Below are 26,881 nucleotides of genomic sequence, written 5' to 3'. Positions count from 1 at the left end.
GACCGGGCCGTCCTCGACCCGGCCCGACCCCGCGTGGCCACGTCACGGATTCCGTGCGCCGCCGTGGTGCCGTCTGCTGCCGCCTGCCCGCTCGTCCCGTCTTCCCGCGGTGCCGGAGGCGTGCGCGTTCCCGGGGGACGGCCCGACGGTGGGCCCTCCCCCGGGGGAGCGGTGGCTCCGGTGCGCTCAGAGGCGCCCGGGCACCTTCGGCCTGCCGTTGTTCCAGGCGACCCAGCCGACGTACAGCGTGAACGGGCTGCGGCGCACGTCCGTGACGTGACCGTTGTAGAAGACGCGCCAGGAGTCGTCCGGCAGGCCGCGGACGACGTGCGCGTTGCCCGTCCCGCACGTGTCGGAGGGCATCGGCAGCCGGGTCGGGCCGCGGTCCAGCCAGCCGTTCCACAGCGAACCGTTCTGCCGGTAGCGGGTGTGGTAGTCACAGGTCCCGTACCAGCCGAACGAGGTGAACAGGGTGTAGCGGGCGCCCCGCTTCACCATGACCGGGTTCTCCTCGATGTACTTGCTGCGCGCGTCGGTCAGCTTGATGCTGCCGCCGTCCGCGTGGCGCGGGTTGGCGACGGGCCGGTCCGGACGCGCCGGGTCGAGCTTGAGCATTCGCGTGGTGGTGTGCCACATCTGCCGGCCGGAGCTCTGGTAGCCGTTGCTGGTCTTGTAGGTCAGCACGAGCTGCGAACCCACCCGGGCCGGTGTCGCGTCGATCAGCTTGAAGTTGCCGCTCTCCGACGGGATCGCGTCGAACGGGTTCGTTCCCGACCCCGCCCAGCAGGCGATCGGCCGGTCGTGCGGGACGAACGGACCGGTGGACCGGTCGGCGCGCCCGGTGCCGATGCACCTGCGGCCGTCGGTGCCCCGGACCACGGCCGAGTAGTAGACGACGTAGCCGCCGTCGTCGGCGCGGGCTATCGACGGCGCCCACACGCTGTGGTTGGACGTGCTCGCCCACTGCGGCCGCCGGGTGAGCAGGTCCCGGCTGAGGCGGTCCCACGGGCCCTTGGCCGCGTCCGCCACGGCGATCCGCCCGCCCGTCGACCAGGAACCGGTGGAGAGCATCACCCACTTGTCGCCGTCGTGGACCACGCCGGGATTCGCGAACCGTCCGCGCCCGTCCGGGTACTGCCGAGCGGCCGCAGCGGCCCCCGCCGCCTCTGCGGACGTCGCGGGGCCGGGCTCCGGCGGAGCCGCACCCGCCTGGGGTGCGAGGGCGCCGAGCGCGAGCGCGAGCCCGAGAGTGAGCGCGGCTGTGCGACGGTGCAGAGTGCCGGGTCTGAGTGCACGCATGGGCGAGTCCTTCGCGGGAGACGGCGGGTTCGACGGGGAGGCTTCCGTCCCCCGTACGTGGTCAAACCCCCTTCGCCTTGCGACTGGGCACACGCGGCCGTGCGGTGCGGCGGGCCGGCGCCCCGGACCGCGAAAACAGTGGCGCTCGGCCGGGAGGACCGGCCGAGCGCCACTGTTCGTACTTCCCGGAGGGGACGCGTCAGTGCACGTCGCCCATGAGCCGGATGACCTTCTTGCGGTTCAGGAGGAAGGCGATGCCCGCGACGACGGCGAGCGCACCGATCACTCCGAAGTACACCGGCGAACCGGTCTTCTCGCCGAAGATCAGCGCCATGATGGACGCCAGGCAGTTGCCGGCCGTGACGGCCAGGAACCACAGGCCCATGACCTGGCTGGAGTACTTCTCCGGGGCCAGCTTCGTGGAGACCGAGAGGCCGACCGGGGAGAGGCACAGTTCCGCCACGGTCATGATGAGGTAGACGCTCGCCAGCCACAGCGGCGAGACCCTGTCGTCGGTGGCGGCGGCGACGCCCATGGCCAGCATCATCACGCCGAACGACAGGCCGATGCCGGTGAGGCCCAGGCCGAACTTGGTGGTCGTGGTCGGGTTGCGGCGTCCCAGCTTCACCCACAGGGCGGCGATGACCGGGGCGAGCGCCATCACGTACAGCGGGTTCAGCGACTGGAACCAGCTCTCCGGGAAGGCGAACCCGAACAGCGTGGAGGCCGTCGACTCCTTGGCGAACACGGTCAGCGTCGAGCCGGACTGGTCGAAGATCAGCCAGAAGAGCGCGGCGGCGATGAAGAACCAGATGAAGCCGGTCATCTTCTTCCGCTCGTCCGGGGTGACGTCCTGGTCACGGCGGATGCGGGCGAAGTACAGGGCCGGCAGTGCGATGCCCGCGATGGACATGGGCCACAGCACCCAGTCGATGCTGAAGACGCCGGCGAGCGTGATGGTGCCGTAGAAGACCGCGGCGATCGCGACACCGATGAGCGTCTTCCTGACGGCCGCGGACTTCTCGTCGGCGCTCAGCGGCGAGGGGACCAGGCTGCTGCGTGCGGACAGGCTGCGGGTACCCACCAGGAACTGGATGAGCCCCAGGCCCATACCGACGCCGGCCATGGCGAAGCCGAGATGCCAGTTGACCTTCTGGCCGACGGTGCCGATGACGAGCGGAGCGAGGAAGGCACCGATGTTGATGCCCATGTAGAAGATGGTGAAGCCGCCGTCCCGGCGCGGGTCGTTCGGCCCGTCGTAGAGGTGGCCGACCATCGTGGAGATGTTGGACTTCAGCAGGCCGGAACCGGCCGCGATGAAGACCAGGCCGACGAAGAACGAGGCCTTGAACGGCACGGCCAGCAGGAAGTGGCCGGTCATGATGATGCCGCCGGCGATGGCGGTGGTCTTGCGCGGTCCCCAGACGCGGTCGCCGAACCAGCCGCCGGGCAGTGCCAGCAGGTACACCGTGGCGTTGTAGACGGCGTACAGCGCGGTCGCCGTCGAGGCCTTCATGGCCAGGCCGCCGTCCGTCACCTGAGCCGTCAGGTAGAGGACCAGCAGGGCACGCATGCCGTAGAAGCTGAAACGCTCCCACATCTCGGTCATGAAGAGGGTGGCCAGACCGCGCGGGTGGCCGAAGAAGGTCCGTTCGCCGGTGGTACCGGTTCCGGCCTTCGTCAGGCTGGACGCCATGGTTGGTGGCTCCTTGCTCGCTCGGGACGCGCGGCAAGAAGCGCGATGCGCGCCCGGTGGGGGGAGAGCGGGCCTGCCCGGAGACAGACCCGCACGCCGACGGGCCCTGCACCGCGGTGGCGGCCAGAGGTCGGCGTCGACTTGCAGAATCGACGCAACCTTACGGCAGGGGACCGCCCGAATTGGAAGTGAATGCGACACAGATCACAGGTGAAAGCTGAAACTTTCCCTTGCAACCGAAGGTAAATGAAGGGTCAAGTCGGTGATTCCCAGTGTCCGTCCGACTATCGGAAGTGATCACCGGTCGTGCGGTGGGAGGCACCGCGCCTGGTCCGTTCGTGTGCGCCGGGCGTGCGGGACACCGCGCGGGCGCGGGGCAACGGGGACACACCACCCCCTGTGCTGCGAGGACTACCATCGGGCCATGACCCGTGTACTGCTCGCCGAGGATGACGCGTCCATCTCGGAACCGCTGGCCAGAGCCCTGCGCCGGGAGGGATACGAGGTCGAGGTCAGGAAGGACGGCCCCGGCGCCCTGGAAGCCGGGCTGCGCGACGCCATCGACCTGGTCGTGCTGGACCTGGGCCTGCCCGGCATGGACGGCCTGGAGGTCTGCCGGCGGCTGCGCAACGAGGGCCACGCCTTCCCGGTGCTGGTCCTCACCGCACGGGCCGACGAGGTGGACACGGTCGTCGGCCTCGACGCGGGCGCCGACGACTACGTCACCAAGCCCTTCCGCCTCGCCGAACTGCTCGCCCGGGTCCGCGCCCTGCTGCGCCGGGGCGCCGCCACCGAGGCCGCCGCCCCGCCCGCCACCCACGGCGTACGCATCGACGCCGAGTCGCACCGCGCCTGGATGGGCGAGGAGGAACTCCACCTCACCGCCAAGGAGTTCGACCTGCTGCGGGTGCTGGTGCGGGACGCGGGCCGGGTCGTCACCCGCGACCAGCTGATGCGCGAGGTCTGGGACACCACCTGGTGGTCGTCGACCAAGACCCTCGACATGCACATCTCCTGGCTGCGCAAGAAGCTCGGCGACGACGCCGCCAACCCGCGCTTCATCGCCACCGTGCGCGGGGTCGGCTTCCGCTTCGAGAAGAGCTGAGCCCTCCACCCCATGCGCCGCCGTCTGATCCAGTCCACCCTCGCCGTGGTGCTCGTGGTCCTCGCCGTCTTCGGCGTCTCCCTGGTGCTGGTGGAGTCCCGCACAGTCGAGGAGAGCGTCGAGGAGAGCGTCCGTTCCGAGGCCGTACGCCTGGTGTCCGTGGTGGAGAGCAGGCTGGTCAACGAGGAGCCCGTCACCGAGGAGACGCTGCGCACCACGGTCGAGGGCGACCGCTACATCCGCGTCGAGGTGCCCGGCCGCCCGCCCATCGTCTTCGGCGACAAGCCCGCGGACGACGTCATCGAGGCGCGGCAGACCGGTGCCCAGGGTGAGACCGTCGTCGTCCAGCAGTCCGAGGGCACGGTGCGCGCGGAGGTGGGCCGCACCCTGCTGATCATCCTCGCCGTCACGCTGCTCGCGATCGTCGCCGCCGCGATCCTCGCCGTACGGCAGGCGCACCGCGTCGCCGCCCCGCTCACCGACCTCGCCGAGACCGCCGAACGCCTCGGCTCCGGCGATCCCCGGCCCCGGCACCGCCGGTACGGCGTGCCGGAACTGGACCGGGTCGCCGACGTGCTCGACGCCAGCGCCGAACGCATCGGCCGCATGATCACCGCCGAGCGGCGTCTCGCCGCCGACGCCTCCCACCAGCTCCGCACCCCGCTCACCGCCCTGTCGATGCGACTGGAGGAGATCATCGCGACGGCCGACACCGACGACCCCGAGGAACGGGTCACGGTCAAGGAGGAGGCGACCATCGCGCTGGCGCAGGTCGAACGCCTCACCGACGTCGTGCAGCGGCTTCTCACCAACTCCCGCGACCCCCGCTCCGGCTCCGCCGTCGCCTTCGACCTCGACGAGGTCGTCAAGCAGCAGACGGAGGAGTGGAAGCCCGCGTACCGCGTCGACGGCCGCGCGATCGTACGCTCCGGCAAGACGGGGCTGCGGGTCGTCGGCACCCCGGGAGCGGTGGCCCAGGTGCTGGCCACCTGCATCGAGAACGCGCTGATGCACGGCGGCGGCACGGTCGCGCTGCGCACCCGCGTCACCGGCAACCAGGTCGTCGTGGAGGTCACCGACGAAGGTCCGGGCGTCGACCCGACGCTCGGCTCGCGGGTCTTCGAACGCACCGTCAGCGGCCACAACTCCACCGGGCTGGGCCTCGCCGTCGCACGCGACCTCGCCGAGGCCGACGGCGGACGGCTGGAACTGCTACAGCTGCACCCGCCGGTGTTCGCCCTCTTCCTGAGCCGCGACGCGGATCAGCCGGTCTGACACCGCGACGGCGGCGCCCGCGCCCGGCGTAGCGGGGTCCGTACGGGTCTGGAGGGGGACGCCTGCCTGCGTCGGCGCCTGCACCGGATCGGCCGGGTCGAGCGGGTCGGCCGGGTCGCCCGCGGGGGCCGTCTCGCCTGTGGGAGCCGGCCGTGCGCCGGCCCGGTGGCGGAAGACCCAGGTGCGGTAGGACCAGAACCGGAACACGGTGCCCAGGCCGAGCCCGATCACGTTCTTGGCGACGTTGTCCGCCAGCGGCGAGGTGAAATCCAGGCCGTAGTGGGACACCGCCAGCACGCCGTTCTCGATCACCAGGCCGACGCCGCTGAAGAAGAGGAACAGCGACAGCTCCCGCTGCACGCGGCTCTTGTCGGCGTGCCGGTACGTCCAGTAGCGGTTGCCGACGTAGTTGGTGCCGATCGCCACCGCCGTGGCGATCACCCCGGAGCGCACGGTCGCCAGGTCCAGCACCCGTATGCACAGGTTGAACACGACGACGTTCACCAGCACGCCGAAAGCGCCGACGGTGCCGAACTTTGCGAGTTCGCGGGCGAGCCCCCGCAGGCGTGCCGAGACGCCGCGCCCTTCACTCATAGCGATCGCTCGGTCCCCGTTTCTGGTCGGCTCCTCCGTGGAGGCGTTCGCCGCCTCATGCTAACCAGGACCCCGCACGCGGGCATCGTCCTCGAGTACTACGGGCAAGCCCGCACGGGCGGACGACGCGGCCCGCCGGGAGGGGCCGGCCGTCAGGCCCGGACGGAGACCGAGAAGAAGAGCCGCTTCTCCGCAGAGGTGTCCTCGTCCGCACCCCCGCACCGGAAGCAGTGGCGGAGGGCGATCTCCGTCCGCCCTTCCGCGACGGCCCGGAAGCGCAGGGACAGCGTGCCGCCGGAGCCGACGAGGTCGGGGGAGTCGGCCTCGTACTCCTCGCCGATCCTCTCCACGACGCTCCCGTCGGGACCCTCGACGATCCAGCGGAACCCGGTCGAGGCGTTGTCCTCCACCTCGATCACGAACGTGTCACCGACCGGCACCGTGACGTGCCGGTCGCGTGCGTCGAAGGTCCACGGCGTCACTCCCAGATACGCCCACAGCGGGCCGGCCTGCCACAGCGCGGCACCGGCGAGCGCCAGCACCACCCCCACCGCCAGCCCCGCGAAGAAGGGCCTCCGGCCCGGACGCTCACGCATTCAGCTCCCCCGTTCCCCCGCCGTCCCGCCCCGTGACGCTCATCACCCGGCGACCGAAGGGAGTGCGCCGATGACGCTGCGCGATCCTACCTGCGAGGGAGGGGCGACGGCCGGGCCGGGCGGCGGCGGATAGGCTGGAGACCGTGACGTTCCCCGTAGTCGGCATGGTCGGCGGCGGACAGCTCGCCCGTATGACACACGAGGCCGGCATCCCCCTCGGCATCAGATTCAGGCTCCTCTCCGACACCCCGCAGGACTCCGCGGCCCAGGTGGTGAGCGACGTCGTCGTCGGCGACTACCGCGACCTGGACACGCTGCGGGCCTTCGCCCGCGGGTGTGACGTGATCACCTTCGACCACGAGCATGTGCCCACCGCGCACCTGCGCGCCCTGGAGGCGGAGGGCATCCCCGTGCGCCCCGGCCCGGACGCGCTGGTGCACGCCCAGGACAAGGGCGTCATGCGGGCCCGGCTCGACGCGATCGGCGTGCCCTGCCCGCGGCACCGCATCGTCGCCGACCCCGCCGACGTCGTGGCCTTCGCCGCCGAGGGATCGGGCTTCCCGGTGGTGCTGAAGACCGTGCGCGGCGGCTACGACGGCAAGGGCGTGTGGGTCGTGGACGGCGCCGACGAGGCCGCCGAGCCGTTCCGCGCCGGCGTCCCGGTACTCGCCGAGGAGAAGGTCGACTTCGCGCGCGAACTGGCCGCGAACGTCGTGCGCTCCCCGCACGGCCAGGCCGTCGCCTACCCCGTCGTGGAATCGGTCCAGGTGAACGGCGTGTGCGACACCGTGATCGCGCCCGCGCCCGGCCTCGACCCCGACCTGGCCGCCGCCGCGCAGGAACTCGCCCTGAAGGTCGCCGCCGAACTCGGCGTCGTCGGCCACCTCGCGGTGGAGCTCTTCGAGACCCGTGACGGCCGCATCCTCGTCAACGAGCTGGCCATGCGCCCGCACAACTCCGGTCACTGGACCATGGACGGCGCCGTCACCTCGCAGTTCGCCAACCACGTGCGCGCGGTGTTGGACCTGCCGCTCGGCGACCCGCGGCCGCGCGCCCCCTGGACCGTCATGGCCAACGTGCTCGGTGGCGACTACCCCGACATGTACACCGCGTACCTGCACTGCATGGCCCGCGACCCGCAGCTCAAGATCCACATGTACGGCAAGGACGTGAAGCCCGGCCGCAAGGTCGGCCACGTCAACACCTACGGCGACGACCTGGCCGACGTACGCGAACGCGCCGCCCACGCCGCCGGCTACCTGCGAGGGACGATCCAGGAGTGACCCCACCCGCCACCCCGTCCGCCTCCCGGCCCGGCGCGCCCGTCGTCGGCATCGTCATGGGCTCGGACTCCGACTGGCCCGTGATGGAAGCCGCCGCCAAGGCCCTCGACGAGTTCGAGGTCCCCTACGAGGTGGATGTCGTCTCCGCGCACCGCATGCCGCGCGAGATGGTCCGCTACGGCGAGGAGGCCGCCGGCCGCGGCCTGAAGGCGATCATCGCCGGCGCCGGCGGCGCCGCCCACCTGCCCGGCATGCTCGCCTCCGTCACCCCGCTGCCGGTCGTCGGCGTGCCCGTGCCGCTGAAGTACCTGGACGGCATGGACTCGCTGCTGTCCATCGTGCAGATGCCGGCCGGGATCCCCGTGGCCACCGTCTCCGTCGGCGGCGCCCGCAACGCCGGGCTGCTCGCCGTCCGCATGCTCGCCGCACAGGACCCGGACCTGCGGGAGCGGATGACCTCCTTCCTGGACGACCTCAACGAACAGGCCACCGAGAAGGGCCGGCGGCTGCGCGCCAAGGTCGCGGCCGCCGAGGACGGCTTCGGCTTCGGAGGGGGAGCCCGATGAACGACGCCGCCACACACCTCGACCGGGCGCGGGCCCTGCTCGCCGAACACCCGGTCGTGGACGGTCACAACGACCTGCCCTGGGCGCTTCGCGAGCAGGTCGCCTACGACATCGACCGGCGCGACATCGCCGGCGACACCTCCGCCCACCTGCACACCGACATTCCGCGGCTGCGGGCCGGAGGCGTCGGCGCGCAGTTCTGGTCGGTGTACGTGCGCACCGACCTCACCGGAGACGCCGCCGTCAGCGCCACCCTGGAACAGATCGACGTCGTACGGCAGCTGCTCGACCGCTATCCCGGCGACCTCGCGTTCGCGGGTACCGCCGACGAGATGGAGGCCGCGCGGGCGCAGGGACGCATCGCGTCGCTGATGGGCGCCGAGGGCGGCCACTCCATCGGCAACTCCCTCGCCACGCTGCGCGCGTTCCACGAGCTGGGCGTCCGCTACATGACGCTGACCCACAACGACACCATCGACTGGGCCGACTCCGCGACGGACGACCCGCGCCACGACGGCCTCTCCCGCTTCGGCGAGGAGGTCGTCCGCGAGATGAACCGCTGCGGCATGCTCGTCGACCTCTCCCACGTCGCCGCCACCACGATGCGCCACGCGCTGCGCGTCACCGAGGCGCCGGTGATCTTCTCGCACTCCTCCTCCCGTGCCGTCTGCGACCACCCGCGCAACATCCCCGACGACGTGCTGGAACTGCTGCCGCGCAACGGCGGCGTGGCCATGGCCACCTTCGTGCCCAAGTTCGTGCTGCCGGAGGCCGTCGCCTGGACGCGGGCCGCCGACGAGAACATGCGCGCCCACGGCCTGCACCACCTCGATCTCAGCGCCGAGGGCAAGAACGTCCAGCGCGCCTTCGAGGAGGCCAACCCGCGCCCCGTCGCCACTCCGTCGACCGTGGCCGACCACCTCGACCACATGCGCGAGGTCGCCGGCATCGACCACATCGGCATCGGCGGCGACTACGACGGCACCGCGTTCACGCCCTCCGGCCTGGACGACGTCGCCGGCTACCCCCACCTGATCGCGGAGCTGCTGCGCCGCGGCTGGTCCGACGCGGACCTGGCCAAGCTGACCTGGTCCAACGCGGTCCGCGTCCTCCGCGACGCCGAAGCCGTCGCCGCGGACCTGAAGACCCGTCGCGGGCCCTCCATCGCGACGCTCCAGCAGCTCGACGGCTGAACCGCCTCCGCCCGGGACCCCGGCGCCGCCCCGTCAGGAGGGGCGCCGGGGTCCTCCGGTGTGCGGGCGCGGAGCCGCTCAGCCTGCCGAGCGCGCACCGGCGGACGCCATGCCCAGCCAGGTGTGCGGGTTGCCCTCCCAGCACCAGCCCAGCTTCGGTGCCCTCTTGCTGATCCAGAGGGCCGGGACACGGCGGTCGCCGCACCGCGAGCCGCCCAGGGAGAAGCACTTGTTCTTCGCCAGCACCTCCGGGAAGTGCGTGACGAGGGCGACGCCCTCCTCGATGGTGAGCGGCGTCCGCTTCCGCTCCGCGACGGTCTTCATCGCCTCGCCGGGCACGACGCCGCAGAACTCCTCCCCGCGTTCGACGTCGAGCAGCAGGTAGACGTCGTCGTCCGGCAGTTCGATCCCCTCGGGGGCGACGAACCGCTCCAGGGAGCCCGGCTCGAAGGAGTGGTCCACGAACCCGGGGAGGCGACCGCGATGCAGGGTGGTCCGCGGCACCGTCTCCTCGATCGGGGCCGCGCCCCGCGTGACGACCAGGAGGAACGGTATGCGTCCGCCGTCGGTGTCGCGGGGGCCGGTCGTCGCCGTGGCCCGGTCGCGCAGCGGGGCGACGGCAGCGGCGAACGCCTCCGGGTCCACGCCCGCCAGCGACGGGTACCCGCGGTCGACCAGAGTGCGGACCTGCCGGTCGAATTCGACGGCGCGGTCGAAGGGTGTCTCGGCGGTCTCCGGAGTCTCGGTCAAAGGCGTTCCTTCCGGGGCGGTGGAGCGAGCGGTGGAGTCGACGGTGGGGCTGGCGGTGAAGTGAGCGATGGAGCGCGACGCATCGTAGTCCGAAGGTAAACTTACGACGGTGGTAAGGAGTGCGTCAAGGGAAAAGTAGGCTCGGGGTAGGATTTCCGTCCATGGGACTCGACTCGACCACCGCCGCGGGCGGCACGACGGGTGTCGTAGCGGCTCCCGGCCTGCGCGAGGCCAAGAAGCGCGAGACGCGGCAGCTGATCTCCGACCGGGCCACCGTGCTCTTCATCGAGCAGGGCTTCGAGCGCACCACCATCGCCGAGATCGCCGACGCCGCCCGCGTCGCGAAGAAGACGGTCACCAACTACTTCCCGTACAAGGAGGACCTGGCCTTCGACCACCAGGAGGAGTTCGTCGGAGCCCTGGCCCGCACCGTCGCCGCCCGCGCGCCCGGGGAGACCGCCCTCGCGGCGCTGCGGCGGACCTTTCTGGCCGCCGTCGCCGCGCAGGACCCCGTCGCCGGCTTCGCCGGGTTCGAGTTCACCCGCATGATCGCGGACAGCGCCACCCTGACGACCTGCCTGCGCGGCCTCCACGACCAGCGCGAGCACCGGCTCGCCGCCGCCCTCGCCGAGGCCACCGGCGCCCCCGTCGACGCCATCACGCCGCGCACCGCGGCCGCCCTGCTCGGCGGCGTCCACCGCGTGCTGTTCGACCGCATCATGGCCCTCACGCTCGCCGGGCGCACCAACCCGGAGATCGCCGCCGTCCTCCACGACGAGGCCGAACGCGCCTTCGCCCTCCTCGCTCCCGCCCTCGACGCCTACGCCCCCGCCTGACGCCGCACTCCTCGCCCGGTGCCGCAGTGATGGCGTCGGCTCCCGGGGTGCGCTTGTTGCGGTTACTGCGAATAATGCGAAGAGTAGCTCCGAGTGCCGCGTCAACACCCGAGGAGCCCGTGATGACCAAATCCCGGATCCCCTCGTCCGAGGCCTTGCCCCCGGACTCCAGCCGAGTCGCCCACGAGGCCACCCGCCGGGTACGGGACTACCTGCAGGCCAACCGGCAGCAGCGGAAGATCCGCGTGACCGTGGAGGGCGAGGACCGGCGTCCTCTGGAACTCCCCCGGGAGGCGGTCGAACTGCTCGCCGGCATGCTCGCCCACATGGGAGCCGGGCGCAGTGTCGCCATCGTTCCCCGGGACGCCGAGCTGACCACGCAGCAGGCCGCCGACCTCCTCAACGTGTCACGGCCCTTCCTGATCGGGTTGCTCGAGGCCGGGGAGATCGAATACCGAACCGTCGGAACGCATCGGCGCATCACGGCTTCCTCGCTCCTGGGCTACAAGGCCCGGGACGACCAGCGGCGGCGTCATGCGGCGGACGAACTCACCGAACTCGGCCAGGACATGGGGCTGATCTGATCACATGGCGTTCGTAGCGCTCTATGACGCGAACGTGCTGTATCCCAGCACACTCCGGGACGTCCTGATCCGTGTGGCCCAGGCGGGTCTCGTGCAGGCCAAGTGGACGGAACGCATCCTCGACGAACTGTTCCGCAACCTCAAAGCGAACCGACCGGATCTCGATCCCGACAAGCTCGACCGCACGAGACGACTGATGAACGGAGCGGTCCGGGACTGCCTCGTCACGCGCTGAGCCCCTCGTCCCGGCCGTGGAACTCCCTGACCCGGACGATCGCCATGTGGTTGCGGCAGCGATACGGGCGAAGGCCCAGGTGATCGTCACCGCCAACCTGAAGGACTTCCCACAGGACAAGCTCGCCCCCTGGGACATCGAAGCGTCACACCCCGATGCCTTCCTGGAGGCGCAGGTCGACCTCGATCCCTCTGTCGTGTACGCAGCGGTTCAGCAGATCGCGGACAGCAGGCGTCGCCCTCCCGGAACGGTCGAGGACGTGCTCACCAGTCTCGAGCGCGAAGGGCTCGTCCCGTCGGTCGCAGCCCTCCGCGCGATCGCCTGAGCTGAGCCTCATCCCTCTCCGCTCTCAGCCCTGGCCGCCGTGGACGACGAGGGCCCAGGAGAGGCAGCCGAGGGAGGCGATGCCGAGCAGGGTGCGGGCGTGGTTCCAGCGGACCCAGCGACGCTCGAACGCCTGCCGCGCGCCCGTCGGTTCGTCCGGAGCCGCAGCGTCCAGGTCGTTGTTCAGCGGCACGTTCACGCGGAAGGTGATCGCGAGCGTGAACGCGTAGAGGAGGAAGGCGGCGAGCGTCCAGAACGACACGCGCGTCGTCTCGCCGCCGAGATGCAACACCCCCGCGACGAGCACCACGACGGGCGCGCCCGCGAACGCCAGGCCGAACCAGCCGTTGAGGATCTTGCGGTTGACCGCCCGCATGGCCTCGGTGAAGGTGCGGTCGTCGCACGCGCCGAGCCCCGGCATCACCGCGATGGAGAACGCGAAGTAGAGCCCGGCCATCACCCCCGTGAGCAGTGTCGCCGCGACCAGCGCGACTCCCTGCCAGACCTCCAGCACGGCACCCTCCTCGCGGCTTCCGGGCCCTCGACTTCCGTCGTTCGAGTCAAGCCGAATCCGCACGTGAGCGCCACCGATACCGAGGAGAATCTGCCGCGACCCGACGCAGACGCGCTCACCGCCCGCCGTCGAGCGGTCGACGGGCCCGGTCGGGCGGGGCACCACGCGGGACGCCCCCGCCAGGGGCGGGGGCGTCCGGGAAGAGGTGCAGTTCAGGGCAGGTTGCGGGCCATGACGATGCGCTGGACCTGGTTGGTGCCCTCGTAGATCTGGGTGATCTTCGCGTCGCGCATCATGCGCTCCAGCGGGTAGTCGCGGGTGTAGCCGTAGCCGCCGAGGAGCTGGACCGCGTCGGTGGTGATCTCCATCGCGGCGTCGGAGGCGTAGCACTTGGCCGCGGCGCCGAAGAACGTCAGGTCGGCGTCCACCCGCTCGGACTTCGCGGCGGCCGCGTACGTCAGCTGGCGGGCGGCCTCCAGCTTCATGGCCATGTCGGCCAGCATGAACTGCACGCCCTGGAAGTCGCCGATCGGCTTGCCGAACTGCTTGCGTTCCCTGACGTAGCCCTTGGCGTAGTCCAGGGCACCCTGGGCGATGCCGAGGGCCTGGGCGGCGATGGTGATGCGGGTGTGGTCGAGGGTCTTCATCGCCGTGGCGAAGCCGGTGCCCTCGTCGCCGATCATGCGGTCGGCGGGGACGCGCACGTTGTCGAGGTAGACCTCGCGGGTGGGGGAGCCCTTGATGCCGAGCTTCTTCTCCGGGGCGCCGAAGGAGACGCCCTCGTCGTCCTTCTCGATCACGAAGGCCGATATGCCGCCGCGGGTCTTCTTGTCCGCATCGGTCACGGCCATGACCGTGTAGAACTCGGAGACGCCGGCGTTGGTGATCCAGCGCTTGACGCCGTTCAGGACGTAGTGGTCTCCGTCACGTACCGCGCGGGTCTTCATGCCGCCCGCGTCGGAGCCGGCGTCGGGCTCGCTGAGGCAGTAGGAGAACATCGCGTCGCCCTTGGCCAGCGGCGTCATGTACCGCTTCTTCAGCTCCTCGGATCCGGAGAGGATCACCGGGAGCGAGCCCAGCTTGTTGACCGCCGGGATCAGGGAGGACGAGGCGCAGGCGCGCGCGACCTCCTCGATGACGATGACGGTCGCCAGGGCGTCCGCGCCCGCACCGCCGTACGCCTCGGGGACGTGCACGGCGTGCAGGTCGTTCGCCACGAGGGCGTCGAGCGCTTCCTGGGGGAAGCGGGCCTCCTCGTCCACCGCCGTCGCGAACGGTGCGATCTTGGCCTCGACGAGTGCGCGCACCGAGTCGCGGAGCATGTCGTGCTCCTCGGCCGGACGGTAGAGGTCGAAGTCGGGGACTCCTGCCACGGTGTCTCACTCCCGGGATGCTAATGACCGTTAAGTAACACGGATTCTAGGCGCTTTCCTCGCCGAGCCCACGTGAGCTACCTCTCCGGGTATCCCTAGATATGCTGCGGGCACCCCACCGTTTCGCCGCGTCGTCCAGGAGTAGCCATGGCCCACCAGGCCCCGCCCAGGATCACCGTGATCGGCACCGGCTACCTCGGTGCCACCCACGCCGCCGCGATGGCCGATCTCGGCTTCGAGGTGCTGGGACTGGACGTGCTGCCCGAGAAGATCGAGATGCTCTCGCGCGGCGAGGTGCCGATGTACGAGCCGGGCCTGGAGGAGCTGCTGCGGCGGCACGTGGCCGGCCTCGAGGGCGCCAGCGGGCGGCTCCGCTTCACCACCTCCTACGAGGAGGTCGCCGACTTCGGCGACGTGCACTTCGTCTGCGTGAACACCCCGCAGCGGCATGGCGAGTACGCCGCCGACATGAGCTACGTGGACACGGCGATCGAGTCGCTCGCGCCGCTGCTGCGCCGCCGGGCGCTGGTGGTCGGCAAGTCCACGGTGCCGGTGGGCAGCGCGGACCGGCTCGCCGCGCGCCTCGCGGAGCTGTCGCCGGCCGGGGAGGGCGAGGTCGAGCTGGCGTGGAACCCGGAGTTCCTGCGCGAGGGGTTCGCCGTCGACGACACGCTGCACCCGGACCGCATCGTGGTCGGCGTCCGCAGCGAGCGTGCGGAGACCCTGCTGCGCGAGGTGTACGCGAAGCCGGTCGCCGAGGGTTCGCCGTTCGTGGTCACGGACTTCCCGACCGCCGAGCTGGTGAAGGCCGCGGCGAACTCGTTCCTCGCCACGAAGATCTCCTTCATCAACGCGATGGCCGAGGTGTGCGAGGCCGCCGACGGCGACGTGGTGAAGCTGGCCGAGGCCATCGGCCACGACGAGCGGATCGGGCGCAAGTTCCTGCGCGCCGGCATCGGCTTCGGCGGCGGCTGCCTGCCGAAGGACCTGCGGGCGTTCATGGCCCGCGCCGGCGAGCTGGGCGCCGACCAGGCGCTGACCTTCCTGCGCGAGATCGACTCGATCAACATGCGGCGCCGCGGGCACATGGTCGAGCTGGCCCGGGAGGCCGTCGGCGGCGGGCTGCTCGGCAAGCGGGTCGCGGTGCTCGGCGCCACCTTCAAGCCGGACTCCGACGACGTGCGGGACTCGCCCGCACTGAACGTCGCAGGTCAGCTGCACCTCCAGGGTGCGCAGGTGACCGTCTACGACCCGAAGGGCATGGAGAACGCCCGCCGCCTCTTCCCGACGCTCGGGTACGCGGACAGTGCCCTGGCAGCGGTGCGCGGAGCGGACGTGGTGCTGCACCTGACGGAGTGGCGCGAGTTCGGCGAGCTGGATCCGGCGGTGCTGGCGGACGCGGTGGCGGAACGGCGCATCCTGGACGGCCGCAACACCCTGGACGCCGCGCTGTGGCGGAAGGCCGGCTGGACGTTCCGCGCCCTGGGCCGGCCGACGGCCTGAGCCCGACGGCCTGAGCCCGGCGGCTCCCGCTTGCCGACCGAGGCGCGGGCCTTGGCCCGGGAGGGTCCCGGCCCCCCCGGGGCGGCTGCCCGGGGCCGGCCGTCGGGCCGTTCGCGAGGACGACTCCGGCCCGGCGTCCGCGCCGGTCGGACCGCGCGTCGGCCCGCACACCCGGAGCGCCCGTGCACGGCGAGGGCGGCGGGTCCGCTTCGACCGGCGGCAACCCTCCCTCCCCGGGCGGCGGTCGGGCGGCCGTCGGGTGTCCGGGCGGCGGGAGGGCGCGGTCGTCGGCCCTGGTGCGCCTCGGCCCGGTCAACGGGTCACGGCGGGGCGTCGGACCCCGGGTCCGGTGAGCCCGCGCCGTGCGGCGGGCCGGCGGAGCCCGTACGGCGGCGGTCGCGGTAGGCGCGCATCTTCGCGCGGCTGCCGCAGAGCTGCATGGAGCACCAGCGGCCCCGGCCGGCCGGGCTGCGGTCGTAGAAGGCCCACAGGCAGTCCTCCGCCTCGCACGCCTTGAGGCGCTGCCAGCTGCCGTCGGCCGCCGCGGCGGCGATGTCCGCCGCGATGCGGGAGGCGAACAGCGCGGCGCCCGCGAGTCCCGGCGCGGGGCGCAGGCGCGCACCTCCGTCGGCGGTGACGGCGAGCACCAGCGGTGCCTCCGCCAGCATCGCGTCCAGGGTGCGTGAGGTCGCCTCGGGCAGGTCGCAGCCGGCGTGGGCGAGGCACGCCGCGCGCAGCGCCTCGCGGAGTTCCCGCAGCGCGGGCAGGTCGCCGGCGGCCAGGCGCATCCCCCGCAGGCCGTGCGCGGCGACGAACTCCTCGAGGCCGTCGGGGTCGTCGAACGCGTCGCGGTCGTCCTCGATGTCCCAGGTGTTGACCAGGTCCTGCACCAGAGCGAGCTGCTGCGGCGCTCTGCGGTCTCCCATGCTTGCCAGGTTACCCGTCACCGGCCATCATGAGGTAACCGCGTTACTGCTTGCGCGCTGTTAGCGGTAACCATCGTGTCTACAGGGAGGAGCCCGTCATGGCCGTCGCCACCATGGGCGTCACCGTGCTCGACTGTCCGGACCCCAAGGCGCTCGCCGAGTTCTACGGCGCGGTGCTGGGCTGGCAGGTGGACGTGGGGGACGAGCCGGACTGGGTCGAGCTGATCGGGCCGCACGGCCGGACGCTCGCGTTCCAGGAGGCGCCGGGCCACGTTCCGCCGCAGTGGCCGGGCAACGAGCGCAACGAGCACCCGCAGCAGTTCCACCTCGACCTGGACGTGACGAAGGACCGCCTGGACGAGGCGGAGCGGCAGGTGCTCGCGCTGGGCGCACGGCTCCTCGAAGGGGACGGCGGCGGCAAGCGTGACTGGCGCGTCTACGCCGACCCCGCCGGCCACCCCTTCTGTCTCTGCGCCTGCTGACGGAGTCCGGCGCCCGCCGTGACGCCCGGCTCCGGCGGGAACACGGGGTCCTGCCGCCGCGGCACGAGACGATCTCCACCTCGTGCCGCGCGCCTCGGGGCCTGCTGCGCCCTCAGCATGCGGCGGCGGGTGCGACCCCGCTCGTCGGAGTCGCACCCGCCGTGCACCGCGTGGCGGTACGGGTCACTGGCCGCCCTCGACCGTGACCTTCGCACCGGAGTTCATCTGCTCCACCATCTGCTCGACGCGCTCCATGTCCCACCTGAGCGAGCCGCCGGGTGCGGACCCGCTGAGCGGCATGTTCAGGGACTTGCCCTCGCCGCCGCTGACGCTCTTCATGGCCCAGAACATCTCCGCCAGGTCGAACAGGCTCATGTCCTTGTCGACCTTGAGAGTGTCCAGCCCGGCGCCCATCGTGGGGTACAGCCTGAACGGGTTGAGGATCGTGGACGGCGTCGCTGTCTGGCTCGCCAGCGCGGAGAGGAACTTCTGCTGGTTCTTGGTCCGCTCCAGGTCGCTGCCCGCCTCGTAGCGGTTGCGGACGAAGGCGAGGGCCTGCTTGCCGTCGAGGGTCTGCTTGCCCGCCTTGAAGTCGGCGCCGGAGTTCTTGTCCTTGATGTCGCGCGGGATGTCCATCTCGACGCCGCCGACCGCGTCCACGATCTTGGCGAAGCCCCCGAAGCCGATCTCCGCGTAGTGGTCGATCTTGAGGCCGGTGTTGTACTCCACCGTGCGCGTCAGCAGCGTGGGCCCGTCCATCGAGTAGGAGGCGTTCAGCTTGCTCTGTCCCGGCGAGGCGAACTCCTTGCCGCTCTCGGAGCCGGTGAATTCCGGGATGGTGACGTAGGAGTCGCGGGGGAGCGAGACCAGCGTGTTCCCCTCCGGTCCGACGTGCAGGATCATCATGGTGTCCGTGCGGCCGCCGTCGGTCGGGCCGCCGGTGTGCAGTTCCTTCATCTCCTCCTCGGTCAGCCCCTCGCGGCTGTCCGAGCCGACGATCAGGTACGTCGTCCCCTCGCCGTCCTCCGGCCGGTCCTGGACTATGCCCAGGTCCACCTCGCGGCGCAGCTTGGAGTCGGCCCAGAAGTAGGTGCCGACCGACCACACCAGCAGCACCACGACGACGGTCACCAGGATGCGCTTGAAGCGGGTACCGGCCGACGCGCGCGGACGTCCGGACTCGGGGGCTCCCACGTAGCCGCCGCGGTCGCCGACGCCCCGTCCGCCGTAGACCTGGCCCTGGCTGTAGCCGGAGTCGTAGACCGACCCGTCCCCGTACCCGTCGTCGTACCTGTTGTCGTACCCGTCGTCATACCGCGGCCCGCCCTGCGGCGGCACGGTCGGGGGACGCCGGACGTGCGGCATGGCGCGGGCGCCCTCCGGCTCGGAGGCGGCGGAGCCGCGCCCGTACCGGTCGCGAGGTTCGTCGATCCATCCGTCGGGCCACTGGTTCATGCACGGCAGTGTGCCCGGCCCCGTGGCCGCCGCACAGGGCGGGGTCGGAATCGGGGCGGGGCTGTAGCAGACCTGTCGAAAACCGGGGGTGCGGGGTCCCGATTCGTCCCGGCCTAAAGTGGCCGTCATGACCGAACAGGCATCCGCCGGTGCGGACGGCGCCCTCCCGGGCAAGCCGACCGCCGCCGCACGCACCACCCTCAGCCAGATCATGACCGCGGCCGACACCAACCTGCTGGGCACCGTCCACGGCGGGGTGATCATGAAGTTCGTCGACGACGCGGCGGGCGCGGTCGCCGGACGGCACTCGGGCGGGCCGGCGGTCACCGCCTCGATGGACGAGATGGTCTTCCTCAACCCCGTGCACGTCGGCGACCTGGTGCACGTGAAGGCGCAGGTCAACTGGACCGGCCGGTCGTCCATGGAGGTCGGGGTGCGGGTACTGGCCGAGCGGTGGAACGAGTCCACCCCGGCGGTTCAGGTGGGCAGCGCCTACCTCGTGTTCGCCGCGGTCGACGAGAACGGCAGGCCGCGCGCCGTCCCGCAGGTCGTGCCGGAGACGGAGCAGGACAAGCGCCGCTACCAGGAGGCGCAGATCCGGCGCACCCACCGGCTCGCGCGCCGCCGCGCCATCAAGGAGCTGCGGGAGAAGCGCGCCGCGGAAGGGCTCGACGACTGACGGCGGCGGCCCGGTCACCCGAGAGCGGGTGACCGGGCCGCCGGTTCCGGGATGCCCCGGAGGGGGTCGCTCAGCGCGTCACGGCGGCGGCGTCCCGGCCCTTCGGCACGGCGGCGCGGGCGTCCTCGTGCCGCATCCACACCGTGCGCTGCGGGAACGGGATCTCCACGCCCGCCGCGTCCAGGTTGTCCTTGACCCGGCGGCGCATCTCGCGGGTGACGCCCCACTGCTTCAGCGGCTGCGTCTTCACGGCCATCCGCACCACGACGGCGTCCGCGTCCAGCGACTGCACGCCCCACACGGACGGCTCCTCCAGCAGCAGCGCGCCCTGCTCCGGGTCCGCGTGCAGCTCGCGGCCGGTGCGCTCCAGCACCTCGTACACGGTGTCCAGGTTGGAGTCGTACGCCACACCGACGTCGAGGACGGCACGCGCCCAGTCCTGGCTGTCGTTCTTCACGCGCAGAATCTCGCCGTTGCGGATGTGCCACAGGCCACCCGTCAGGTCGCGGACCTGGGTGAGCCGCAGGCCCACGTGCTCCACCTCGCCGATCGCCTCGCCGAGGTCGACGGTGTCACCGACGCCGTACTGGTCCTCGACCATGATCAGCAGGCCGGAGAGGTAGTCGGCCACCAGGCTCTGCGCACCGAAGCCGATGGCCAGACCCACGACACCGGCGCTGGCCAGCAGCGGGCCGAGCGCGATGCCGACCTCGCCGAGCACCATGGCCAGCGCCATGATGCCGATCACCACGGTCACGATGCTGCTGAGCACCGCGCCGATGGTCCTGGCACGCTGCTCGCGGCGCTCGCGCGCCCGCCCGGCGTCCCGCTGGAGCACGGCGGGCCCGCGGCCGTTGCGGCGCGGCGTGCCGTCCTCCTCCCCCTTCGCGGGCTGGAGGATGCGGGCGACGACGCGGGCGATGGCCCGCTTGGCGAGGGCGCGCACGAGGAGGGCGCCGAGGATGATCCCCAGAATGCTGGCGGCGCCGGCGATGATCGCCTCGCCGTTGTCCCGGAGCCAGCCCGGCATCTCCAGCGCCAGGACGTTCGTGCTGCTGAGGGTGTGTGAGGCGGGCGCTTCCACGGGAAGTCTCTCCAGTCCGTCGTCGGATTGCCGATCGGTCAGAGCATCCGAACGTACTCGGGGGCTTCTCCCGAGGTCAAAGGCGCGGCGCAGGCCCCCAGCACCCCGGCAGGGTCTTCACGGCGGCTGCGCACGGCGTACTCATCCGTGGTCTGAGTACACCGACGGATTCCGCCCGCGTCCCCGGCGCGGGAACCTGCCGCGTATGACGAACAGCACGCCGAACGCTCCCTGCCCGGACTGCGGGCGGCCGCTGCCCGCCCCGGCCGCGTCCGCGGCGCACTGCCCGCACTGCGGGCTGCCCGTCACCGGACCGGTCTTCGGCCGCGTGCGGTGGGTCGAGGGGGAGCTGCACCGTCTCGACCACCGGCGCGGCACGCTGCTCGCGGAGCGGCGGCGGCTGCTGGGCGAGCTGCGCGCCGGGGCGGCCCGGGTCACGGCGAACGGGCCGCAGTCCGACGGTCCGCCGGGCTCCGGCCCGCCCGCGTACGGGCCTGCGGGGTTCGGTCCGCCTCCCGCCGGGTTCGGCCCGCCCCGGCACGGCGCCGTGCCGCCGCCCCGGCCCGGACGGGAGACCTCGCCGGGCACCGCCCGCAACGTGCTGCTGGCCCTCGGTGGCGTTCTGCTCACCGTCGCCGCCCTCGCCTTCACGCTCTTCAGCTGGGGCGAGATGGGCATCGGCGGCCGGGCCGCCGTTCTCGCCACGGTGACCGTCGCCGCCGTCGCCGCCCCCGTCCTCCTGCTGCGCCGCACCCTGAACGCCACCGCCGAAGCGGTGGGCTGGGTGGCCCTGGTGCTGCTGCTCCTCGACGCCTACGCGCTCCGGCAGGTCCGGCTCCAGCACACCGACGCCCTCGCCTACACGGCGACCGCCGTCGCGGTCGTCGCCGGGCTGTGGGCGGTGTACGGCACCCTCGTGCCCCGGCCGGGGCTGCGCGGGCCGGTACCGGCCGCGGTCGTCCTCGCCCAGCTGCCGGTGCCGCTGTGGGCCGGCGCGGCGGGCGCCGGGCTGCACGGCACGGCCTGGGCCCTGCTCGCCACGGCCGCCGCCGACACGCTGCTCGCGGTCGCGCCGTGGACGGGCGCCAAACGCCCGTCGCAGGCGGTGCGCGTCACCGCCTCGGTCACGGCGCTGCTCACCGGCATACCGGCCCTCCTGCTCGCCGGATGGCTGTCGCTGGCCGCGCAGGACCCGGCGAGCGCCGTGGAGGCGGGCGCGCTGCTGCTCGCCGCGGCAGCCGTGCTGCTCTCCGCCGGGTGGCGGCGGCGCACCTACGCGGTGGCGCTGGGCTGCGCGGCCGGACTGCTCGCCGTCGCGGCCACCGGCGGACTGGTGCGCACGCTCGTGCCGTCCGTCACCTGGGTGGCGCCGGGCTACCTGCTGTGTGCCGTGCTGCTCGCGGCGGCCGTGTCCGGCGTACGGAGGCGGGGGAAGACCGGCGTCGTCGCGGAACCGAAGAGGTCGCCGCGGGCGGGCCTGCTCCTCGCCGCAGCCGGGGTCCATGCCTGCGCGCTGCTGTACGCGGCCCCGCCCCTGGCGTACGCGCTGTTCGCGCCGCTGGGGTGGGCCGAGGCGCCGTGGCGGGGAGTGCCCCGGGACGCGAGCGCGTTCGACGCCCACTGGACCGGCGACGCCGGAACCGTGATCATCCTCGGGGTCTGCGCCTCGGTCCTGGCGGTCGCGGGCCGGGTGCCCGTACCGGTGCCGGTGCCGGACGAGGTGCGGCGTGCCGCCGCCCTCGGTGCGCTCGTCCTGGGTGCGGCGGCCGTCGCCGTCGCGCCGACGGCCCTGGACCTGCCCTACGCGGCGGTGCGCGTGGTGCTCGTGGCGCTGGTCGTGGCCCTGCTCGGCCTCGCTGCCACCGGCACGGGGGGCCGGCTGAGCGCCGCCACCGCCTCCGGCGCGGCGGTCGTGACCGCGCTGACCGCGCTCGGCTGGGCCCTGACGGACCGCACGGCCACGCTGGTGACGCTGCCCGTGCTGGGCGCCGCCTTCGCGGCCGCCGCGGTCCTGTCGGCGCGGCGGCACACCGCCCGGCCGACGCGGGAGGGCGCGTCCGTCCCGCCGGGCGGCGCCGTTCCCCCGAGCGCCCCGAGCGCAGGGGCCCGTCCCGGGGGCGGCTTCGCCACCGGGATCGCCGTGGCCGCGCTGTGCGCCGCGGTGGCCGTGCTCCACGCGGCCGGTTTCGCGTGGGCGGTGCCCGTCGCGCTGGACGTTCCGCACGAGCGGGCCGCCTTCGCCGTGTTCGCCGTCGCGGCCGTCGCCGCCTGGGTGGCCGCCCGCCTGGCCCGCCCGACCACCGGTGCGGGCACCGGCACCGGCACCGGGCCTGCCGCGCCGTCCCGCTTCCTCGCGCCGGGGGCCGTCGTGTCGCCGGCCGTGGAAGGCGCCGGATACGTCGTCGCCGGCTGGTCGCTGCTGCCGGCGGCCGCGGACGTACCGCTGCTCGCCCTGGCGCTCGCCCTGTGCGGCGTGCTGGCCGGCTGCGTCGCGGTGCGCGAGGACCGCCGTCCGGCGGCGTACGTCGCGACCGCGCTGTTCCTGCTGGCCACCTGGGTGCGGCTGTACGCCTCCGACGTGGAGGTGCCCGAGGCGTACACCCTGCCCCCGGCCGTCGCCGCCCTGGCCATGGGCCTGCTGCGGCTCCGCGCCCAGCCGCGCCTGTCCTCGTGGGCGGCCTACGCCCCCGCTCTGACTCTCGCGCTGCTGCCGAGCCTGGTCGCCCTGCTCGGCGACCCGCACGGGCTGCGCCCGCTGCTGCTCGGCATCGGCGCGCTGGTGGTGACGCTCCTCGGCGCGCGGTACCGCCTCCAGGCGCCGCTGCTGCTCGGCGGCGCCGCGCTCGCGCTCGTCGCCGCGCACGAGCTCGCGCCGTACCTGGCACACGCCGTCGGGCTCCTCCCGCGCTGGCTGCCGCCCGCCGTGGCCGGGCTGCTGCTGCTCGCCGTCGGTGCCACGTACGAACAGCGGCTCCGGGACGCGCGCCGTCTGCACGCCGCCTGGCGCCGCCTCGGCTGACGCCGGCGAAGCCCCGCCACGACTCCCGGCGGTCCGCTCGGCGTGCGGGCGACGGCTCCGCGCCGGAAGCTGTCGGCAGACCCGGATGTCACGGACCACCGGACGAGGAGCGTGGACGGCATGGCGAGTACGGCGGAGGTGACCGCGGCGGAGCGCGCGATCGGCGAACTGCGCCGCTGCGTGAGCGCGCTGCGCGACCGGTACGGGGAGGTGACGGCGGTCGGGCGGCTGGTCAACGACGTCGAACGCCTCGAACTCGATCTCGCCGACGTCGCCGCGCTGCCGCCCCACGAGGAGCGGCGGGACGAGGACGTGGTCGAGATCCCCAGCGCCGCGTACGACGAGCGGATGTGGCGCGGCGGCGACGACGAGGGCGTCGGCGGCCCCCGCACGTAGCCCCTCCCGGGGCCGGGGCCCGTGGAACGCACCCTCCCGCGACGGGTACGGCCGTCGGCCCGCCATACGGCTGCGCGGCGCGCCGACCATGCCGGGCCGGCGCGCACGTGCCGTGCGCTCCCTGTCCGGGTCCTCCGCTTCAGACGGGGCGGCGGCGACCACGTCGAGGCCACCCCACAGGTGACCAGGGTGGTCTCTGCCGTGCCTGCCCGTGAGGTCTTCCCCGTGCCCGTGCCTGTCCCGGCAAGCGTGGGCTCCGGCCCAAGGCCCGGTCGGGCAGGGCCGTCGCGGGCCCGCAGCGCTGCCCGACGCCGGTCGGCAGCCCGCCGGGACAACACACCTAGTCGCAGGCGACCTCGTCGCCGGTGACGGCCTCGAAGCCATTGCCCCGGTCGCCGTCGTGCTTCTCCGCCGCGAACGGGTCGGCCGCCCGGACCGGGTGCACCTCGGCGAACCCCTTCCCCAGCGTGACCTCCATCAGGGGCCCGCGTCCCGGCTCCGCACGGAGTTCCGCGTCCGGGAAGGCCGCAGCGACCGTCCGCACCGAGCGGTCCCAGCGCGGGTCGTACGCGATCACCGTCCGCCCGACGTCCTGCGTCTCGGCGTTGCGCGGCAGCCCGGTGGTGCGGAAACCCGTCTCCCGCAGGGCCGTGTCGGCGCGCCCGGCCAGCCCGGACCGGGTGGTGCCGTTCTGCACCTGGACCTGGACCTGCGCAGGCGGCACGTCCACGAGGGTGGGTTCGGCCCGCCGCCCGGTCGTGCCGCCGCCACCGGGGTTGCCGCTGCCGCCGGCGTTCTTCGCGGTGTCGTGCCCGGCCAGCGGCTTGTCCTGGCGGACGGCCTCGAACAGCCGGGCCGCCTTCTTCTCGTTCCACCGCACGGTCGAGCCGACGCCCTCGACGGCGTGGCTCGGGTCCGCGACGGGCACCGACACGAACTCCGACGAGGAGGGGGTGAAGCCCCGCATGGCCTCCGCGAGGGCCAGCATCTCGTCGGTGCCGAAATTCCGGTCGGCGCGCACCGACTCCAGCATCGTGGAGGTCACCTTGCTCAGCCGTACCGGGCTGGTCAGCACGCCGCTGCTGGTCGCCTTCTCGATGACGGCGGCGATGAACCGTTGCTGACGGTGCATCCGCCCGAAGTCCGAACCGCCGTCCACGTGCCGGGCACGGACGTAGCTCAGCGCCTCGCCGCCGTCCAGCGTCGACGTACCGGCGGGCAGGTCGAGGCCGGAGTAGGAGTCCTGAAGCGGGCGCACGGTGCACACCTTGATGCCGCCGAGCACGTCCACGGTCTTCACGAAGCTGGTGAAGTCGACCTCCAGGTAGTGGTCGATGTGCACGTCGGTCAGCTTCTCCACGGCCCGCACGGTCAGATGCGGACCGCCGTGCGCGTACGCCGAGTTGATCTTCGCGGGGAGCGCGTCGTGGCGTACCTTCGTCCGGCCGTCGGTGTGCGGGGGCAGCTCCACGTACGAGTCGCGCGGGATGCTGATCACACTGAGCCGGTCGCGGTCCTCCGAGACGTGCACCAGCATCAGGGTGTCCGTGCAGTCGCACGAGGCGCCGCCCAGCTTGTACCGGTCACGTTGCCGCTCGCTCAGCTCCTGCCGGTCGTCGACGCCGACGACGAGGAAGTTGAGGCCGTTGCCGGTGGACTCCGGCCGGTCGGTGAGCCCGGCGAACGCGTTGATGCGGTTCACCCCGCCCTCCAGCCCGTTCACCACCAGGTGCCCGACGCCGCTGGTCAGCAGCACCAGCGCGGAGCCGCCGACCGCGACGCGGATCCCCCAGCGCGCGCGCCCTCTGCCGCGTGGCCGGCCCAGTGGGGCACCTCCGGGGCCCGAAGCGCCCGGAGGGAGGTCGGCGTCGCGGCGGGAGCGGGGACGGGGGGACAGGGGCAAGCGGCACCTCCACGGCGGACGACCCGGGCGTATCGGCGTCGTGACCGGGACTGTAGGCACGTATGACCGACCCGACCGGGCCACACGCCGCGCCGCGGCCCCCCGGGCACCCGGCTGGCGTGCGGGCGTGTCCCTCGTTCGCGGTAACGTGGCCGCCGTGAATCCCCGCGTTTCCCCCGCCGTGTCCGTGATCATGCCCGTCCTCGACGAGGAACGGCACCTGCGCGACTCCGTGCGCCACATCCTCGGCCAGGAGTACGACGGCGAGCTGGAGGTCGTGATCGCCCTCGGCCCGTCCACGGACCGCACGGACGAGATCGCCGCGGAACTGGTCGCCGAGGACACGCGCGTGAAAACGGTCCCGAACCCCACCGGCCGCACGCCCGCGGCACTCAACGCCGCGATCCGGGCGTCCCGGCACCCCGTCGTGGTGCGGGTCGACGGACACGGCATGCTCTCCCCGGACTACATCGCCACCGCCGTGCGGCTGCTGGCGGAGACCGGCGCCGCCAACGTCGGCGGCCTCATGCACGCCGAGGGCGAGAACGCCTGGGAGCAGGCCGTCGCCGCCGCGATGACCGCGAGGATCGGCGTCGGCAACGCCGCCTTCCACACCGGCGGCGAGGCGGGCGAGGCCGAGACGGTCTACCTGGGGGTCTTCCGCCGCGAGGTGCTGGAGCAGCAGGGCGGCTACAACGAGGAGTTCGTCCGGGCGCAGGACTGGGAGCTGAACTTCCGCATCCGGGAGGCCGGCGGCCGCATCTGGTTCTCGCCCGAGCTGCGCGTCTCCTACCGGCCGCGGCCGAACGTGCGGGCGCTGGCGCTGCAGTACCGCAACTACGGGCGCTGGCGGCACGTCGTCGCCCGCTACCACGCCGGCTCCATCAACCTCCGCTACCTCGCGCCGCCCACCGCGCTCTGCGCCATCGCCGCCGGGCTCGTCGCGGGCGCGACGCTCACCCCGTGGGCCTTCGCCGTGCCCGCCGGCTACCTCGCCGCCATCACGGCCGGCTCCGTCCCGGCCGGGCGCGGTCTGCCGCTCGCCGCCCGGGTCCGCATCCCGGTGGCGCTGGCGACCATGCACATGTCCTGGGGCTGGGGCTTCCTCACCAGCCCGCGCAAGCTCGCGCGCCGCGTCATCGCCTCCCGCCGCCCCGCCCCGGCGTCGGCGACTCCACGCTGACCGGAACCGGCGACACGACGATGCCCCC

At 72.9% G+C, this 26,881-nt stretch carries 25 protein-coding genes and 1 pseudogene; 15 read left to right on the top strand and 11 right to left on the bottom strand.

Features of this window, described 5'->3' with window-relative positions:
- Nucleotides 1-186 precede the first annotated feature (186 nt).
- Nucleotides 187-1,299 carry a glycoside hydrolase family protein gene (locus K304_RS0112340; RefSeq protein WP_027764006.1) on the bottom strand — a complete coding sequence of 371 codons (1,113 nt, stop codon included), beginning with the start codon at nucleotides 1,297-1,299 and terminating at the stop codon, nucleotides 187-189.
- A gap of 199 nt (nucleotides 1,300-1,498) precedes the next feature.
- Complete coding sequence (locus K304_RS0112335) at nucleotides 1,499-2,995, bottom strand: oligopeptide:H+ symporter (RefSeq protein ID WP_027764005.1); 1,497 nt, start codon at nucleotides 2,993-2,995, stop codon at nucleotides 1,499-1,501.
- Nucleotides 2,996-3,419: 424 nt separating this feature from the next.
- Between K304_RS0112335 and K304_RS0112330 the strand changes: the two genes are divergently transcribed.
- Nucleotides 3,420-4,100, top strand: a complete 681-nt coding sequence (locus tag K304_RS0112330; protein WP_027764004.1) for a response regulator transcription factor — start codon at nucleotides 3,420-3,422, stop codon at nucleotides 4,098-4,100.
- Nucleotides 4,101-4,112: 12 nt separating this feature from the next.
- Nucleotides 4,113-5,375: an ATP-binding protein gene (locus K304_RS0112325; RefSeq protein ID WP_027764003.1), complete on the top strand. Its 1,263-nt coding sequence runs from the start codon at nucleotides 4,113-4,115 to the stop codon at nucleotides 5,373-5,375.
- Nucleotides 5,376-5,453: 78 nt separating this feature from the next.
- On the opposite strand, the pseudogene K304_RS28665 reads toward K304_RS0112325, so the two are convergent.
- Both K304_RS28665 and K304_RS28660 read right to left on the bottom strand, forming a co-directional pair.
- Nucleotides 5,454-5,969: pseudogene (locus K304_RS28665) on the bottom strand (GtrA family protein); the annotation flags it as partial.
- Between the two features lie 152 nt (nucleotides 5,970-6,121).
- Nucleotides 6,122-6,565: a protease inhibitor I42 family protein gene (locus tag K304_RS28660; RefSeq protein ID WP_078528987.1), complete on the bottom strand. Its 444-nt coding sequence runs from the start codon at nucleotides 6,563-6,565 to the stop codon at nucleotides 6,122-6,124.
- Between the two features lie 143 nt (nucleotides 6,566-6,708).
- Here K304_RS28660 and K304_RS0112310 point away from each other — a divergent pair, with 143 nt between their 5' ends.
- Genes K304_RS0112310 through K304_RS0112300 form a run of 3 tightly spaced genes read left to right on the top strand, consistent with a single transcriptional unit; the run spans nucleotide 6,709 to nucleotide 9,607 of the window.
- Nucleotides 6,709-7,848: a 5-(carboxyamino)imidazole ribonucleotide synthase gene (locus K304_RS0112310; protein WP_027764002.1), complete on the top strand. Its 1,140-nt coding sequence runs from the start codon at nucleotides 6,709-6,711 to the stop codon at nucleotides 7,846-7,848.
- Between the two features lie 56 nt (nucleotides 7,849-7,904).
- Nucleotides 7,905-8,414, top strand: a complete 510-nt coding sequence (gene purE / locus K304_RS0112305) for a 5-(carboxyamino)imidazole ribonucleotide mutase (RefSeq protein ID WP_106965583.1) — start codon at nucleotides 7,905-7,907, stop codon at nucleotides 8,412-8,414.
- Complete coding sequence (locus tag K304_RS0112300; protein ID WP_027764000.1) at nucleotides 8,411-9,607, top strand: dipeptidase; 1,197 nt, start codon at nucleotides 8,411-8,413, stop codon at nucleotides 9,605-9,607. The genes purE and K304_RS0112300 overlap by 4 nt, the downstream gene beginning before the upstream one ends.
- Nucleotides 9,608-9,685: 78 nt before the next feature.
- Here K304_RS0112300 and K304_RS0112295 read toward each other — a convergent pair whose 3' ends face one another.
- The gene (locus K304_RS0112295) at nucleotides 9,686-10,357 is read right to left on the bottom strand and encodes a DUF5701 family protein (protein ID WP_027763999.1); all 672 of its coding nucleotides are present in this window, start codon (nucleotides 10,355-10,357) and stop codon (nucleotides 9,686-9,688) included.
- Nucleotides 10,358-10,518: 161 nt separating this feature from the next.
- Here K304_RS0112295 and K304_RS0112290 point away from each other — a divergent pair, with 161 nt between their 5' ends.
- From K304_RS0112290 to K304_RS34005, 4 genes are all read left to right on the top strand, one after another.
- A complete protein-coding gene (locus tag K304_RS0112290; RefSeq protein ID WP_051308372.1) occupies nucleotides 10,519-11,193 on the top strand; it encodes a TetR/AcrR family transcriptional regulator in 675 nt (224 codons plus the stop codon).
- A 122-nt stretch (nucleotides 11,194-11,315) separates the two neighbouring features.
- A complete protein-coding gene (locus K304_RS0112285; RefSeq protein ID WP_027763997.1) occupies nucleotides 11,316-11,777 on the top strand; it encodes a helix-turn-helix domain-containing protein in 462 nt (153 codons plus the stop codon).
- A gap of 4 nt (nucleotides 11,778-11,781) precedes the next feature.
- Entirely contained in the window at nucleotides 11,782-12,012 is a 231-nt protein-coding gene (locus K304_RS34010; RefSeq protein ID WP_078528985.1) for a hypothetical protein, read from the top strand.
- A gap of 16 nt (nucleotides 12,013-12,028) precedes the next feature.
- Entirely contained in the window at nucleotides 12,029-12,337 is a 309-nt protein-coding gene (locus tag K304_RS34005; protein WP_078528983.1) for a VapC50 family PIN domain-containing toxin, read from the top strand.
- Nucleotides 12,338-12,361: 24 nt separating this feature from the next.
- On the opposite strand, the gene K304_RS0112275 is transcribed toward K304_RS34005, so the two are convergent.
- Entirely contained in the window at nucleotides 12,362-12,850 is a 489-nt protein-coding gene (locus K304_RS0112275) for an anthrone oxygenase family protein (RefSeq protein WP_051308370.1), read from the bottom strand.
- Nucleotides 12,851-13,062: 212 nt separating this feature from the next.
- Nucleotides 13,063-14,172, bottom strand: a complete 1,110-nt coding sequence (locus K304_RS0112270; protein WP_199779603.1) for an acyl-CoA dehydrogenase family protein — start codon at nucleotides 14,170-14,172, stop codon at nucleotides 13,063-13,065.
- Between the two features lie 198 nt (nucleotides 14,173-14,370).
- Between K304_RS0112270 and K304_RS0112265 the strand changes: the two genes are divergently transcribed.
- A complete protein-coding gene (locus K304_RS0112265; RefSeq protein WP_027763994.1) occupies nucleotides 14,371-15,726 on the top strand; it encodes a UDP-glucose dehydrogenase family protein in 1,356 nt (451 codons plus the stop codon).
- Nucleotides 15,727-16,046: 320 nt separating this feature from the next.
- Here K304_RS0112265 and K304_RS28650 read toward each other — a convergent pair whose 3' ends face one another.
- Nucleotides 16,047-16,652 carry a CGNR zinc finger domain-containing protein gene (locus K304_RS28650; RefSeq protein WP_051308367.1) on the bottom strand — a complete coding sequence of 202 codons (606 nt, stop codon included), beginning with the start codon at nucleotides 16,650-16,652 and terminating at the stop codon, nucleotides 16,047-16,049.
- Between the two features lie 98 nt (nucleotides 16,653-16,750).
- Between K304_RS28650 and K304_RS0112255 the strand changes: the two genes are divergently transcribed.
- Nucleotides 16,751-17,134: a VOC family protein gene (locus K304_RS0112255; protein ID WP_027763993.1), complete on the top strand. Its 384-nt coding sequence runs from the start codon at nucleotides 16,751-16,753 to the stop codon at nucleotides 17,132-17,134.
- A gap of 183 nt (nucleotides 17,135-17,317) precedes the next feature.
- Here K304_RS0112255 and K304_RS0112250 read toward each other — a convergent pair whose 3' ends face one another.
- Nucleotides 17,318-18,589, bottom strand: coding sequence for an LCP family protein (locus K304_RS0112250; RefSeq protein WP_027763992.1), 1,272 nt, complete (start codon nucleotides 18,587-18,589; stop codon nucleotides 17,318-17,320).
- Between the two features lie 127 nt (nucleotides 18,590-18,716).
- On the opposite strand from K304_RS0112250, the gene K304_RS0112245 reads away from it, so the two are divergent.
- Nucleotides 18,717-19,268: an acyl-CoA thioesterase gene (locus K304_RS0112245; RefSeq protein ID WP_027763991.1), complete on the top strand. Its 552-nt coding sequence runs from the start codon at nucleotides 18,717-18,719 to the stop codon at nucleotides 19,266-19,268.
- A gap of 70 nt (nucleotides 19,269-19,338) precedes the next feature.
- Here the strand turns inward: K304_RS0112245 and K304_RS0112240 are convergent, their stop codons facing one another.
- Nucleotides 19,339-20,352 (bottom strand): mechanosensitive ion channel domain-containing protein, encoded by a 1,014-nt coding sequence (locus K304_RS0112240; RefSeq protein ID WP_027763990.1) that lies wholly within the window; start codon nucleotides 20,350-20,352, stop codon nucleotides 19,339-19,341.
- Between the two features lie 205 nt (nucleotides 20,353-20,557).
- Between K304_RS0112240 and K304_RS0112235 the strand changes: the two genes are divergently transcribed.
- Nucleotides 20,558-23,371, top strand: coding sequence for an SCO7613 C-terminal domain-containing membrane protein (locus K304_RS0112235; RefSeq protein WP_051308365.1), 2,814 nt, complete (start codon nucleotides 20,558-20,560; stop codon nucleotides 23,369-23,371).
- Between the two features lie 120 nt (nucleotides 23,372-23,491).
- Nucleotides 23,492-23,767 carry a hypothetical protein gene (locus K304_RS0112230; protein WP_027763988.1) on the top strand — a complete coding sequence of 92 codons (276 nt, stop codon included), beginning with the start codon at nucleotides 23,492-23,494 and terminating at the stop codon, nucleotides 23,765-23,767.
- Nucleotides 23,768-24,107: 340 nt separating this feature from the next.
- Here K304_RS0112230 and K304_RS0112225 read toward each other — a convergent pair whose 3' ends face one another.
- Nucleotides 24,108-25,523, bottom strand: a complete 1,416-nt coding sequence (locus tag K304_RS0112225; protein ID WP_486591644.1) for an LCP family protein — start codon at nucleotides 25,521-25,523, stop codon at nucleotides 24,108-24,110.
- Between the two features lie 304 nt (nucleotides 25,524-25,827).
- Between K304_RS0112225 and K304_RS0112220 the strand changes: the two genes are divergently transcribed.
- Nucleotides 25,828-26,853, top strand: coding sequence for a glycosyltransferase (locus tag K304_RS0112220; RefSeq protein WP_027763986.1), 1,026 nt, complete (start codon nucleotides 25,828-25,830; stop codon nucleotides 26,851-26,853).
- Nucleotides 26,854-26,881: the final 28 nt, after the last annotated feature.

The organism is Streptomyces sp. CNS606 (genome assembly GCF_000426325.1).
Note: the sequence above shows the minus strand (reverse complement) of the source record. Positions and strands in the feature narration are given on the sequence as shown.